The sequence below is a fragment of the Mycobacterium sp. NGS63 genome, from assembly GCF_059812295.1.
The window spans coordinates 533216-547903 of the sequence record NZ_JCALCJ010000002.1 but is presented as its reverse complement, the minus strand read 5'-3'; the positions used below and the strand labels follow the sequence as shown (position 1 = coordinate 547903).

Sequence of the window (14688 nt, the reverse complement as noted above, 5' to 3'; positions counted from 1 at the left end):
CCCGAGCTCAGCGCAGCACGAGCGCGGCGTGGCCGCGGCGGCGGTACACCGAGCCGAACTTGGCGTCGATCCGCAGCCAGGACGGCAGGATCCGGACCCGCACCGTCTCGTCGGCGCCGATCGCCTCGGGCGACTGCGGCAGGAAACCCATGGCGGACAGGGCGAACACGCAGCGCATGGGCAGCCCGACGCTGACGTCTCCGGAGCTGACCCGGACGACCTCCTGGTCTAGCAGCGAGGCCGGCGGGCCGTGTGCGCTGCCGTGTTCCTTGGCGATTCGCGCGCCCTGCTGCGCCAGGTCCAGCATCACCCGGGCGGGCACGTCGTCGAGGTGGGTGAAGCCTGATTCCGGCGGCAACGCCGCCCGCCACGCGGAGTCCATCGCGAAGCCCGGCTCGACGTAGCCGGAGGCGTCGGCGGCGGGCAGGCCGCGCGCCAGGGCGTCCGCGGCCACGGTCAGGTCGTCGGGCCGCACCGTGCCGACCACCACCCGGCTGGCCAGCACGTCGAAACCCGTTGCCACCCAGGCGCTCAGCTGCCCCGCGGAGCGGGCGCGAAGCCGGATGACCGCCGCGTCGTCCAGCCGCATCGCGTGATCGACGAACGCGGCCAGGTCCTTGCGGTGTGCGACTTCGCGGACCCACAGCCCGCGCTCGGTCGCCGTGTCTAGTCCCGGATCCACCGTTGCAGGTACTCCCGATGCTGTGGCGACAGGCGGACCAGCCGCTGCTCCTCGATGTGGACCGCGGCCAGCTGCGTCTCGGCGATGACGGCGGGCCTCGACCCGGGATCGGCGTTGACCGACCGCACCTCGTATCCGAGCGTGAAGTCGACGGCCCGCAACCGCTTGGTCCACATCGTCACCTGCAGTGGCGAATCGGTGAGCCGCAGTTGACCCTTGTAGGTGACCCGGACGTCGGCGATCAGCAGCCCGATGGTGGTGATGTCGGCCTCGAACGGTTCCTTGAGGAACAGCACCCGCGCCTCTTCGAGGATCGTGACCATGGTGGCGTGGTTGATGTGCTGGTACATGTCGATGTCCGACCAGCGCACCGGCACCGGCGCGACGTACCCGACGCTCAACTCGACGATCCTCTCCCGCTGGTGCGTGTCATCCGACGGATCTGCCGCGCTGCCACCGACAGCGTCGCGAGATCCTTTGCGCCGCTTTCCTGTATCTCGGTGAGCGTCCGGCGCGCCCGCTCGACGCGCGATGCGCTGATGTGCTCCCACTCGCCGATCTTCTCTTCGCCGCTTTCGTCGGGCTCTCCCACGGCGAGCACATCGAAGCACAGCGACCGCAGCGAGGCGTAGATGTCGTCGCGAATCGCCAAGCGCGCCAACGACTGCCAGCGGTCATGGCGGGGCAGCTCGGAGACCGCGGTCAGCAGGCTGTCGGTGCCCAGCCGATCCATCAGGGCGAAGTAGGTGTCGGCTACCTCTGCGGTGTCGATCTCGGTGATGTCGGCGACGTCGATGATGTCCAGCAAGCTGTAGCGGTACAGGCCGGCGGCGACGATGTAGGCCAGGTCCTTCGGCGCGCCCTGCGACGCGAATTCGGCGGCTTCCTTTTCCACGATGGCCTTGTCGTCGCCGCGCAGCCACTCCGACATACGCGGCGTCAGTTCCTTGACCTTGGCGGCGAATCGGTTGATTTCGGCGCCGACGGCCAGCGGTTGGGGGCGGTAGTTGAGCAGCCAGCGCCCGGCGCGGTCGATCAGCCGGCGGGTGTCCAGGGTGAGCCGGTCCGACAGCGCGACGGGCAGGTTCGCGGCGCGGGTCTGCCGCCAGATCTGGCTCACACCAAAGATGGCGTCGGTGGCGACGTAGGTGCGTACCGCGTCGATCGGCCCGACGCCGACGTCCTCGGTGATCCGGAACGCGTAGCTGATGCCCGCGGCGTCCACCAGGTCGTTGATCAGGATGGTGGTGACGATCTCCCGGCGCAGCTGGTGCGTGCGGATTTCCGGGGTGAACCGCTCGCGCAGCGGGGCCGGAAAGTATTGCGGCAACCGGGATGCGAACACGTCCTGCTCGGGCAGCTCGGTGGTCAGCATGTCCTCTTTGAGCGTCAGCTTGACGTGGGCCATCAACGTGCACAGCTCGGGGGACGTCAGCCCCATCCCGGCGTCGGTGCGCCGCTGGATTTCCTTCTCCGACGGCAGCGCCTCCAATTCCCGGTTGAGCCCGCGGCTTTCGAGGTACTTGATCTGCATCGCGTGCACCGGCAGCAGACTGGCCGCGTTGGCGCGGCTGGTGCCGATCAGGTCGTTCTGGTCCTCGTTGTCGGTGAGCACCAGTTGCGCGACCTCGTCGGTCATCGACTCCAGCAGCTCCTTGCGCTCGTCGGCCTCGACCTTGCCCGCGGTGACCAGCGAGTCGATCAGGATCTTGATGTTCACCTCGTGGTCCGAGCAGTCCACGCCGGCGGAGTTGTCCATCGCGTCGGTGTTGATCCGCCCGCCCGACAGGTCGAACTCGACGCGGCCCAGCGCCGTCACGCCGAGGTTGCCGCCCTCGCCGATCACCTTGGCGCGCACCTGATTTCCGTTGACGCGCACCGGGTCGTTGGCGCGGTCGCCCACGTCGGCGTCGGACTCGGATTCCGCCTTGACGTAGGTGCCGATCCCGCCGTTGAACAACAGGTCGACCGGGGCCTGCAGGATCGCCTTGATCAGCTCCGGCGGGGACATCTCGGTGACCTCGCCGGCGATGCCGAGCGCGTCGCGGACCTGCGGGCTGACCGGGATGGCCTTGTGCTCGCGGCTGTAGATCCCGCCGCCCTCGCTGATCAGCGAGGCGTCGTAGTCGTCCCAGCTCGACCGCGGCAGCTCGAACATGCGCCGGCGTTCCTCCCAGGAGGCCGCGGCGTCGGGGTTGGGGTCGAGGAAGATGTGCCGGTGGTCGAAGGCGGCCAGCAGCCTGATGTGCTTGGACAGCAGCATGCCGTTGCCGAAGACGTCGCCGCTCATGTCGCCGATGCCGACGACGGTGAAGTCCTCGGACTGGGTGTCGACGCCCATCTCGCGGAAGTGGCGCTTGACGGCCTCCCACGCGCCCTTGGCGGTGATGCCCATGGCCTTGTGGTCGTAGCCGACCGACCCGCCGGACGCGAACGCGTCGCCCAGCCAGAACCCGTAGGACTTGGCGACGTCGTTGGCGATGTCGGAGAAGGTGGCGGTGCCCTTGTCGGCGGCCACCACCAGGTAGGCGTCGTCGCCGTCGCGCCGGATCACCTGCGGCGGCGGGCTGACCTTTCCGGTGGCGTGGTCGACGTTGTCGGTGACGTCGAGCAGCCCGGAGATGAACAGCTGATAGCAGGCGACGCCCTCGGCGCGGCTGGCGTCGCGGTCGGCGGCGGCCTCACCCGAGGGCAGCGGCGGCCGCTTGACGACGAAGCCGCCCTTGGCGCCGACGGGCACGATGACGGCGTTCTTCACCGCCTGCGCCTTGACCAGGCCGAGGATCTCGGTGCGGAAGTCGTCGCGCCGGTCCGACCAGCGCAGGCCGCCGCGCGCCACCGGGCCGAACCGCAGGTGCACGCCCTCGACGCGCGGCGAATAGACGAAGATCTCGAACTTGGGCCGCGGCAGGGGAAGCTCGTCGACCAGCTGCGCGTCCAGCTTGAGCACCAGCGCATCGCGGGCCCGGGCCGAACCCTCGCGCGTCACAAAGTAATTGGTCCGCAGCGTGGCCTGCACCAGCGACGCGAACGCGCGCAGGATGCGGTCGGTGTCCAGGCTCACCAGGGCGTCGATGTCCGCGGCGACCGCGGCCGCGGCCGCCTGCGCGTCGCGACTGGACGGCCCCGACTCCCGGGGGTCGAAGAGCGCTTCGAACAGCGTGACCAGTGACCGCACCGTCGAGGGGTGTTCGTTGAGCACCGACTCGATGTGCGATTGGCTGTACGGAAACCCGGCCTGCCGCAGGTATTTCGCGTAGGCGCGCAGGAGCACGACCTGCTGCCAGGTCAGCCGCGCGCGCATCACCAGCTCGTTGAACCGGTCGATCTCGACGCGGCCCTGCCAGATCGCGGTCACCGCGTCGGCGAATCGCTCTGCGGTGGAATCGCGTTCGGCCGCGGTCGTCGCGAACGGGATCGTGGGGTGCGGCTGGATCTTGAACTGGTAGATCCACACCGGCAGCCCGTCGGGGCGGGCGACGGTGAACGGCCGCTCCTCGAGCACCACGACCCCCATGCTTTGCAGCATCGGCAGCAGCTGGCTCAGCGAGGCGGCGTGACCGCCCAGAAACCAGGTCAGCTGGGCGGCGCCGTCCTCGCCGCGATCGGAGAACACCAACTTGACCGAACCCTCGGACAGTTCGTTGATGATCGCGATGTGTTCGATCGCGTCGGCGGGCGTGACCGCCTGCTTGTAGACCTCGTTGAACGCGGCGGCGTAGTGCTCGGCGTCGGCGTGCGCGGGGGTGCCCGCCGCGGTGGCGGCGATCAGGCGATCGCCCCAGGTGCGCGCGGCCTCGCTCAGTAGCCCCTGGATCCGGATCCGGTTGGCTTCCGACGTGTCGACCGGGGCGGCGGCGGGGACGGCCCCCTCCTCCTGCGGCAGCCGGACCATGAAATGCATGAGTGCCCAAGGTGATTCGCTGACCCGGGCGGTGAATTCCAGTCGCGTCCCGCCGAATTCGCGGACTAGGATGTCCTCGATCTGCAGCCGCACCGCCGTGGTGTAGCGGTCGCGGGGCACATAGACCAGGCACGAGACGAAGTACTGGAGGCTGTCGGCGCGCAGGAACAACAGCGCGCGGCGCTGCGATCCCAGGTCGACCACCGCTTTGGCCAACGTCAGGAGTCGCTCGGCGCTCAGCGTGAAAAGCTCGGAGCGCGGGACGGTTTGGATGACGTCGAGCAGCAGCTGGCCGGGGTGGATGGGGTCGGTCTCGGCCATCGCGAGCACCTCGCGGACCCGCCGCGAGATCATCGGGATGTCCAGGACGTCGGCGTTCATGGCCGCGACCGTGAACAGCCCGACGAAGCGGTGCTCCACGAGGCCGTCGTCGCTGTATTCGCGGACCGCGATCACGTACGGGTAGGCGCCGTAGCGCAGGTAGCTGCCGACAACGGACTGGGCCAGGACCAGCAGATGGTCGCCGTCGGTCAGCCGCGGGCGCGAACCGGTGCGCGTGCGCAGGACGCCGAGGCTGGTCGCCGCTTCGCCGGAGACCAGGTTGTCGTGCACCAGGCAACGGTGATAGCCCAGCAGCAGGAAATTGCCGTTGCCCAGCCAGCGCAGCAGCCCGGCGACGTCCTCGCGGTCCGGCGCGGAGAAGTGGTCGTCGGCGTTATCCTGGACGGCCGCGGCCAGATCGCTCAGCGTGGTGATCATCTCCGCGGCGTCGGTGCCGACCTGTTCGACGTCGGCGAGCACCTTGGGCAGCAGCCGCTCCACCTCGGCGAGGGTCGCGCCGTCGACGGACGGGGACAGCGGGACGTAGATCCATGCCTCGCCGTCGTATTGCGACGACCCGGGCGCTTTCGGCTCGATGCTGAGCAGCTCGCCGTCGGCGTTGCGGCGCACGTCGAACACCGGGGTCATGACGCCGGCGTAACCGACGCCGAGCCGATGCAGCAGCACGGTGACGGAGTCCAGCAGCATGCCGCCGTGGTCGGTGACGACCTGCAGCGCGGGCCCGAATCCGTCGGGATCGTCGGCGGGGTGCACACAGACGCAGCTTCGGCATTCCGGGCGGCACTGGCCGAGCCGATAGTGCGCGCGCAACATGGCGGGGGTCACCATGTCCCCGGGGTCGGCCGCCCCGGCTTTGGTGGCGCCGGGCTCGTCGCCGCGCGGGCCGCGATAGCTCTCGACGTAGGCGTCGGCGATCCAGTCGGGAATGTCGTCACTGGTGGCGAACGCGGTCCAGGGCTTGAAATCTGGCTGGGAATCAGGCTTAGCACCGGGATCGATCGTCATGCCGATTGCTCCCAACTCGCGACGGTTGCCAGCTGCGCCGATCGCCTCGCCCGTCACCGGGCGCGGCTAATCCGACACTAGTCGCGCGTCAGCTTGCGGTGGGTCACTCGGTGCGGTCTGGCGGCTTCTTCGCCGAGCCGTTCCACCTTGTTTTCCTCGTACGCCCCGAAGTTGCCCTCGAACCAGAACCACTTGGCCTCGTTGTCCTCGTCGCCCTCCCAGGCGAGGATGTGCGTGCACGTGCGGTCGAGGAACCAGCGGTCGTGCGAGATGACCACCGCGCAGCCGGGGAACTTTTCCAGCGCGTTCTCCAGCGAGCTGAGCGTCTCGACGTCGAGGTCGTTGGTCGGTTCGTCGAGCAGGATCAGGTTGCCGCCCTGCTTGAGCGTCAGCGCCAGGTTCAGCCTGTTGCGTTCACCGCCCGACAGCACACCGGCCGGCTTCTGCTGATCGGGCCCCTTGAAGCCGAACGCCGACACGTAGGCCCGCGACGGCACCTCGCTCTGGCCGACGACGATGTGGTCCAGGCCGTCGGAAACCACTTCCCACACGGTCTTTTTCGGATCGATGCCGGCGCGGGCCTGGTCGACGTAGCTGAGCTTGACGGTCTCGCCGACCTTGACGCTGCCGCTGTCGGGCTGCTCGAGGCCGACGATGGTCTTGAACAGCGTGGTCTTGCCCACGCCGTTGGGGCCGATGACACCGACGATTCCGTTGCGCGGCAGCGTGAACGACAGGTCCTTGATCAGGGTGCGCCCGTCGTAGCCCTTGTCGAGGTGCTCCACCTCGACGACGACGTTGCCCAGCCGCGGCCCGACCGGGATCTGGATCTCCTCGAAGTCGAGCTTGCGCGTCTTCTCGGCCTCGGCGGCCATCTCCTCGTAGCGCTGCAGGCGGGCCTTGCTCTTGGCCTGCCGCGCCTTGGCTCCCGACCGCACCCAGGCCAGCTCCTCGGTCAACCGCTTCTGCAGCTTGGCGTCCTTGCGGCCCTGCACCGCGAGCCGCTCGGCCTTCTTCTCCAGGTAGGTCGAGTAGTTGCCCTCGTAGGGGTAGGCGCGGCCGCGGTCGAGTTCGAGGATCCACTCGGCGACGTTGTCCAAGAAGTAGCGGTCGTGGGTCACGGCCAGGATCGCCCCCGGGTAGGCGGCCAGGTGCTGTTCGAGCCACTGCACGCTTTCGGCGTCGAGGTGGTTGGTCGGCTCGTCGAGCAGCAGCAGATCCGGCTTGGACAGCAACAGCTTGCACAGCGCCACGCGGCGGCGCTCGCCGCCGGACAGGTTGGTCACCGGCTCGTCCGGCGGCGGGCAGCGCAGCGCGTCCATGGCCTGCTCCAGCTGCGAGTCGAGGTCCCACGCGTCGGCGTGATCCAGCTCCTCTTGCAGCCGGCCCATCTCCTCCATCAGCTCGTCGGAGTAGTCGGTGGCCATCAGCTCGGCGACCTCGTTGAAGCGGTCGAGCTTGACCTTGATGTCGCCCAGCCCCTCTTCGACGTTGCCGCGAACGGTCTTCTCCTCGTTCAGCGGCGGCTCCTGTTGCAGGATGCCGACGGTGGCGTCGGTCGCCAGGAAGGCGTCACCGTTGTTGGGCTTGTCCAGGCCGGCCATGATCCGCAAGACGCTCGACTTGCCGGCGCCGTTGGGGCCCACGACGCCGATCTTGGCGCCCGGGAAGAAGCTCAACGTGACGTCGTCCAGGATGACCTTGTCGCCGTGCGCCTTGCGGACCTTCTTCATCGTGTAGATGAACTCAGCCATTGCCGCGGTGTTGCCTTTCTGGTGTTACGGAGTTGTCGGGGGTATCCCCCGGACCATCCTAGGCACCGCGCGGCGGCCCCTTTCCCGCAGCTAAGCCGACAGCGGCAGCCCCGCGGGTTCGGCGTCGGCCTCGGCCGACGCGTCCTCGGCGGCCGCGGTGGCCTCCTCGGTGCCCGCCGGCGTGGCGGCGGTGCTCTGGTCGGTGTCGGGGCCGGTGTAGCCGGGCTTCTCGATCCGGACGATCGCCCGCGACACGTCCGGTCCGACCGACGTCGCCCGCATCTCCAGCGACGAGCGGCGGTTGCCGTCGCGGTCCTCGTACTCGCTGGTGTAGACGTGGCCGACCACGATCACCGGCGCGCCCTTGCCCAGGGCCGCGCCGACGCCGGTGACCAACCTGCCCCAGCAGTTGACGTTGATGAACAGCGAGTTGCCCGGCTCCCAGCCGCCGTCGGCGGTCCGGCGGCGCGAGTTGCTGGCGACGCGGAACTTCATGACTTCCTGATTGCCGACCTGGCGGCGCTCCGGGTTGTTGACGATGTGGCCGACGACGGTAAGCGGTGTTTCGAACATGGGTTGATCCCTTCTCTGTTGCATTTCTCTGGCTGGTGACCGCGTCACCGCCCTATCTGGCTGCATTTAGCCCGGCGGTACCGACGGGATCCGCGCAAAAAGAGGCTCAAGACGGGTCTCGCTCGCTGTCCTGTGGACACAAGCGTGACTGTGGATAAGAGCGCCGGTCGGAGCGAGCGGGCGGTACCGTTTCTTGAACAACCAGCAAGGATGTCCTGGTGGCGGTGACCGCGCTGAGGCGCGCAAGAACCTGCTTCGTCTCATCAAGCAGGTACGAGCCGACGTCGGTCGAGATCACGTCGGACGCGGGACGCGCGCCCGCGGGGCATTGACTCTGCGTCCAGGGCGGGGCTTACTCGTACTTTTCCGCCGTGGACGCAGAATCAACGCCAAGCGACCTCTCGCGCCGCGCCAGCTGAGCCAGCATCGCGTTGTAGGCGGCCAGCTCGGCGTCGTCGTCGCGTTCGGCCGCGCGGTCCAGCCGCCGGGCGGTGCGCCGATCGCTTCGCGCCCACTGCACCAGCAGCGCGAGCATCACGATCACCAGCGGCACTTCGCCCGCCGCCCAGGCGATCCCGCCGCCCAGGTGCTGGTCGCCCATCAGGTCGGTGTGCCAGCTCAGCCCCAGCGAGCGGTAGAAGTCGGCGCCCAGCACGGTTTTGGTGCCCATCAGCACCACCCCGAAGAAGGCGTGCAGCGGCAGCGACGCGAACACCACCGCCACCTTGGCCAGCGGCGGGATCGGCCGCGGCGTGGGGTCCACCCCGATGACGACCCAATAGAACAGGTAGCCGCTGAGCAAGAAGTGCAGGTTCATCGCCAGGTGCCCGGCGTGGCTGCTCACCGTGGTGTCGAAGAGGTCGGACAGATACAGCCCGTAGAACCCGGCGACGAACAGCACGGTCGCGACCACGGGGTTGGTCAGGAACCGCGACACGTGGCTGTGCAGCGCGGCCAATAGCCATTCGCGCAGGCCGGGCGGATCGTCGCGGCCGGCGGCCGGCAGCGCCCGCAGCGCCAGGGTGACCGGGGCGCCCAGCACTAGCAGGATCGGCACCAGCATGGACAGGCCCATGTGGGCGACCATGTGCATGCTGAACATCGCCGGCATGTAGCGGCCGACGCCCGACGACGTCACGAACAGCATCGCCACGCAGCCCAGCAGCCAGGCCAGGGTCCGCCCCGGGGGCCAGCTGTCGCCGCGGCGGCGCAGCCGCACCACCCCCGCCACGTACAGCCCGGCCAGGACGATGGCGGCGGTGCCGAAGATCAGGTCGAACCGCCAGTCGAACAGGATGCGCGCCACGGTGGGCGGGCCGTCGAAGTCGTAGCCGATCTCGGCCTCGGCGATCGACGGCAGCCGTGCCGGGGGCGGGGGCGGCGCGGTGCGGCCCAGCCCGACGGCGATGCCAAAGGTGAGCCCGAACACCGCGGCCTCGGCCAACGCCAGCTTGACCAGCACCCGGCGCCCGCCCGGATTCGCTTGCAGCGCAACCACTCCGGAGCGCCGCTGACGCCAGCCGAGGACGCCCAGCGCGCATAGCGCGACGAACTTGGCGACCACCAGCCGCCCGTAGCCGGTGGTCAGCAGGTCCAACGGCAAGACGCGCACCAACGCGTTCACCACCCCGCTGAGCGCCATCGCGACCCAGCACCACAGCGCCACCACGGAGAACCGTCGCGCGGCCAGGGCGGTGTGGTCGTCGCTGCGCAGCGCGTGGGCGAGCAGGGCCAGCAGGCCACCGGCCCACAGGCCGGCCGCGACGAGGTGGATCAGCAGGCTGTTGGTCGCCAGGTCGTGGGAACCGCCGGCCGACGAGTGACCGGTCAGCCCGAGCGGAATCAGCGTCACCAGCGATCCGGCGAGCAGCAGCGGCGTCCACGACCACCGCAGCACCGACGCGCTGGCCAGGGTGACCACCGCGGCCAGGATCGCCGTCCAGCGCCAGGCGGAGGCGGTGTTGATCACCCCGGCCAACGACCACAGCGTGACCGGGTTGAGGTGGTTGACCACGGGCTGGCCGGACACGTCGGAGATGGTCAGCGGGACCAGCAGCGCCGCACACACCGCCCACGCCCCCGACGCCACCGTGCCCACCCGCAGCGCGCGGTAGCCGGCCGCGTCGAGGACGCCGCTGTCTTGCGGCGGCACCAAAAACGCGGCGAACAGGAACGAACCGACGGCCAGCACCGCCGCGATCTCCCCCGCGGCCCGGACGAACGGCAGCCCCAGCGTGGTCGCGGGCCCGGGATCGGGCAGACCGGTGGCGGTCAGCGCGCCCGCCAGCGACAGTGCGCCGATCCCCGCGGCCGTGCAGCCTGCCAGCGCCGCGACGGCGATCAGCAGCGGCCACACCCACACGCGGCGCGCGCGTACCGGCTGGGCAACTGTCATGCGTCCAGCGTATGAGCCCGACGGGCGACTACCGAGTTCGGCTGTCCAGCCGGCCCCGACGGGCCTCGGACTCGCGCGCGACGAACTGCTCGCGGGCGATCCGCCCGACGTGATCGGAGTCCCGCAGGATGTCGCGCAGCTCGCGCCGAAACGCGTTGCGCCGTTCGGCGAGGTTGTCGGCGACGGGCGCGACCAGGTCCTGATCGACGGCGACCTGGTAGGCGGTCGCGAACAGCAGGGTCGACACCGATTCGCTGCTGCGGATCCGGGTCTGCGCCACGTACTGGCGGCCGACGCCCAGCGCCGACTCCGTGAGTTCCTTCTGCCCGACGTCGGCGGGTGCGTCGCGCAGCACGTCGGCGACGATCTCGTACGCCTCGAAGAACACCCGCAGCATCGCGTCGGCCATCAACGGACGCTTGGCGAACAGCATCGCGTCGATCTCGGCGCCCCCGGCGGCGACGTGGGCTTCCCAATCGTCGTGCCAGGCCATCTCTTCGGCGATGTTGTCGCGGAACGCCGCCGAGTCGGCGAAGTAGAAGTCGAACTTCAGCAGGTCGCGCAGCCGCATCGCCTGGGCCCAAAAGGCCTCCATGCGATCGCCTTTGGCCCGCCTGGCGTGCGCCAGCGCGAGCTCGACGATCGAGGTCTCCAAAAAGGCGTGGATCACCGAGTTGCGGTAGAACGCCGCCGCGTGTTCCTCGTCGGGCCCGATCAGCCAGACCGGCTCGCGGCCGCCGTCGACCCGGGTGATCGGGTGCCCGTTGGACAGCGCGTCGACCGCGGCGCGCACGCCGTCGCGGGTGCGCAGCCGCAACGCGCTGGTCGACACCGGGATGTTTTTGCGTTCGAGGTAGTCCAGCGAATCCTGCAACGTGTGGTGCAGCTGGTCGAGCGTCAACGCCGCGCCGCGGGTGGTCAGCAACAGCGCGCACACCAAACCCGTGGCGGTCACCGGCGTCGACTGCAGGATCCGCCACGCAACTTCGAACGACATCTTTTGCAGCGCAAGGCGTTTGGCGTCCTGGTCCTGCACCAGGGGGCCATGCGACGGGCCGAGGTACTGCCGCATCGACACCGCCTCGGGGAAGCGCACGTAGATCTTGCCGTAGTTGCGTTCGCCCTGTGCCCGAATGAAGTTGTACAGCCAGCCGATGCCCTCGGGGGTCTTCTCGCCGCCGCGGGCGTAGGCGGCGTATTCGGCGGTCTCGTGCAGCTGGTCGAAACTGATCGACACCGGCTGCAGCAGGATGTCCTCGCTGCGGCCGTCCAGATAGGCGTCGGCGACGTAGGCCAGCAGGCCGAGCTTGGGCGGCAACATCTTTCCGGTGCGCGAGCGGGTGCCCTCGATGGACCAGCTCAGGTTGAACCGCTTTTCGACGATGTAGCCGACGAATTCGCGCAGCACGTACTTGTAGAGCGGGTCGCCGCCGATGTTGCGGCGGATGAAGATCACCCCGGAACGGCGCAGCAGCGGGCCCATCACCCCGAACGACAGGTTGATCCCGGCGAACACGTGCACCGGCGGTAAGCGGTTCTCCTGCATCGCCACCGGCACCACCGCGCCGTCGATGTAGGACCGGTGCGAGAACAGCAGCACCGCCGGGTGGGCCTCCAGCGCGGTCCGCATGGCCGCGACCTGATACCCGTCGTAGTCGATCTCCGGTTCGAAGCCACGGCTCAGCGCCCGGCCCAGGACGCCGACCAGGTCGACGGACACCCGGCTCCACCCGGTGGCCAGCTCGTCGAGCATCTTGGCCGCTTCCTCGACGGTGGCGCCCGGGATCTTGTCGAGACCGGCGCGAAAACGCGTGGAGGCCAGGATCTCCGGCTTCACCAGCCGCGGCGACTTGTACTGCGGGCCGAGCATCCGGTATTCGGCCCGCTCCATCGCCAGGATGGCGCGACGGGTGACGAACTGCGCGAAGTCGCGCTTGTCCTCTCCGACGGTGGTGTCGCGCCACTGCTGGCGCAGTTCGGAGACCTTGGCGGGTTCGCCGGCCACCACCCGGGCGCGTTGCGGGTCGCCGTGCACGATCTGTCGTTGCTGACGGGGGTTGGGGTGGTAGGGATCCCGGCCGGGGATCAGCCCCGCCAGCTTGGCGACGCGGCCGCGGTTGGCCGGCGGCAGCCAGAACACCCGCACCGGCACGATCGAACGGTCTCCCCCGAATTCCTCGTTGGATTCGGACTCGAGCTGTTCGGCCAGCGCGGTCAGCGCCGCCGCGGGCGCGTGGCGTTCCGGCAGCGTCAGCACTTCGAACTTCGATGCGGAGTTGCCGGCTCGCTGCTCGTCGACCCAGGCCATGACCAACTCCCGCTCGACGGGTGAGGTCATGGACGCCAATATCAGCGCGTCTTGCGCGGCGAGGACTGCGCTGACATCCGCGGCCGGTTTGGTCACGGCCGCCCTCGGGGCGGTGGTGGTTTCTTCGCGGCTTTTTTCGCCGCCTTCTTCGGAGCCGCCTTCTTGGCGGGGGCCTTCTTGGCGGGGGCCTTCTTCGCAGCCGCCTTCTTGGCGGGGGCCCTCTTCGCTTTGGCCGCCGCGTACAGGCCGAGCTTGGGCAGTTCGCCCGGTTCTTGGGGCCAGTTGGCCAGCGTGTCCAAATACAGCTGGCGGACCTCGGCGATGCGCTCGGGCAGCGTCTCAATCGTCCAGTCCTGCACCGAGATCGGCGGGAACACCGCGACGTCGACGGTTCCCGGATTGATGGTGCTGGAATTCCGGGCGGCGACGAGCTCGGCGTTGCGAATCACGATCGGCACGATGGGGATGCCCACGGCCATCGCGATGCGGAACGCGCCCTTCTTGAACGGCCCGACCTCGGTGGTGTCCATCCGGGTGCCCTCCGGGGCGATCACGATCGACAGGCCTTTTCGGGCGAGCTCCTCGACCTGATGCAGCGACTCCACGGCGGCGACAGGATCGTCGCGGTCGATGAACGCGGCGTCCATCGCCTTGCCGATGGTGCCCATGATCGGATCTTTGGCCAGTTCCTTCTTGCCCACCGCCGTCCAGTTGTCGCGCACCAGCGCGCCGGTGATGACCGGGTCAACCTGGTTGCGGTGGTTGAAGATAAACACCGCCGGGCGCTGCGCAGTCAGGTTCTCCTCACCGACGACGTTGAGCTGCACGCCGGCGATCGCCAGCAACGACTGGGAGAAGGTAGAGGTGAAGAAGTTGACGCCCCGCCGCCGGCTGCGGGTCAACACACCGATGCCCACCGCGCCGGCCGCGACGGGGAACAGCGAACCGAACCCGGCCAGCGTCCGCAGCTGCCGGCGCAGGCCGACGCGCCCGCGGCTGTCGAAGCGCAGGATCGGCCAGCCGCGGCGCTTGGCGACGGCGGCCATCTTGCCCTCGGGGTTGGTCGGGCGGGGGTTGCCGACCAGATACATCAGCGCGACGTCCTCGTCGCCGTCGGCGTAGAAGTAGCTGTCCTTGAGATCGATGCCGTTCTCGGCGGCAAACCGTTGCACCGCAGCGGCTTTGCCCGGCCCCCACAGGATCGGCTTCTGCACCCCGCCGGTGAGCATGCCGTCCTCGTTGGTCTCGAACTTGTTGGTCAGCATGTTGGAGATCCCGAGGAAGCGCGCCACCGGGTTGACCTGGATGGTCAGCGCCGACGAGCTGAGCACCACGGTGTGGCCCCGGGCCACGTGGGCGCGCACCAGCTCGCGCATTTCCGGGTAGATCCGCGACTCGATGCGCTGGACGAACAGCCGCTCGCCGATCTCCTCCAGGTCGTCGAGCAGCCGCCCCGTCAGCGCCGCGGCCGCCTTGCCGATGAGGTCCTCGAACTCGATGCGTCCCAGGGTGTGGCTCAGGCCGGCCTGCACCATGCTGAGCAGCTCCCCCACGCCCATGTCGCGGCGCAGCAGCCGTTCCTGGGTCAGGATCACGGCGGTGAAGCCGGCGACCAGCGTTCCGTCCAGGTCGAAGAACGCGCCGATCTTGGGCCCGGGTGGGCTGGCCATGATCTCGGCGACCGACCCGGGCAGCCGCATGTCGGCCGCGGGCTTTGGCGCGCCG

General features: G+C 69.2%; 7 protein-coding genes and 1 pseudogene. All 8 read right to left on the bottom strand.

Annotation, left to right across the window (positions count from 1 at the left end; genetic code table 11):
• Nucleotides 1-7: 7 nt before the first annotated feature.
• Entirely contained in the window at nucleotides 8-682 is a 675-nt protein-coding gene (locus tag AC5Y4Z_RS05830) for a DUF8010 domain-containing protein (protein WP_499961366.1), read from the bottom strand.
• Nucleotides 667-1083, bottom strand: a complete 417-nt coding sequence (locus AC5Y4Z_RS05825) for an acyl-CoA thioesterase (protein ID WP_499961365.1) — start codon at nucleotides 1081-1083, stop codon at nucleotides 667-669. The genes AC5Y4Z_RS05830 and AC5Y4Z_RS05825 overlap by 16 nt, the downstream gene beginning before the upstream one ends.
• Nucleotides 1080-5933, bottom strand: a complete 4854-nt coding sequence (locus tag AC5Y4Z_RS05820) for an NAD-glutamate dehydrogenase (protein ID WP_499961364.1) — start codon at nucleotides 5931-5933, stop codon at nucleotides 1080-1082. Before AC5Y4Z_RS05820 ends, AC5Y4Z_RS05825 begins: the two co-directional genes overlap by 4 nt.
• A gap of 77 nt (nucleotides 5934-6010) precedes the next feature.
• Nucleotides 6011-7687 carry an energy-dependent translational throttle protein EttA gene (gene ettA, locus AC5Y4Z_RS05815; protein WP_499961363.1) on the bottom strand — a complete coding sequence of 559 codons (1677 nt, stop codon included), beginning with the start codon at nucleotides 7685-7687 and terminating at the stop codon, nucleotides 6011-6013.
• 90 nt (nucleotides 7688-7777) lie between these two features.
• A complete protein-coding gene (locus AC5Y4Z_RS05810; RefSeq protein WP_499961362.1) occupies nucleotides 7778-8260 on the bottom strand; it encodes a single-stranded DNA-binding protein in 483 nt (160 codons plus the stop codon).
• Nucleotides 8261-8612: 352 nt separating this feature from the next.
• A complete protein-coding gene (locus tag AC5Y4Z_RS05805) occupies nucleotides 8613-10655 on the bottom strand; it encodes a bifunctional copper resistance protein CopD/cytochrome c oxidase assembly protein (RefSeq protein WP_499961361.1) in 2043 nt (680 codons plus the stop codon).
• 28 nt (nucleotides 10656-10683) lie between these two features.
• The gene (locus tag AC5Y4Z_RS05800; RefSeq protein ID WP_499961359.1) at nucleotides 10684-13059 is read right to left on the bottom strand and encodes a glycerol-3-phosphate 1-O-acyltransferase; all 2376 of its coding nucleotides are present in this window, start codon (nucleotides 13057-13059) and stop codon (nucleotides 10684-10686) included.
• Nucleotides 13059-14663: pseudogene (locus AC5Y4Z_RS05795) on the bottom strand (HAD-IB family hydrolase); the annotation flags it as partial. The gene AC5Y4Z_RS05800 and the pseudogene AC5Y4Z_RS05795, both read right to left, overlap by 1 nt.
• Nucleotides 14664-14688 lie beyond the last annotated feature (25 nt).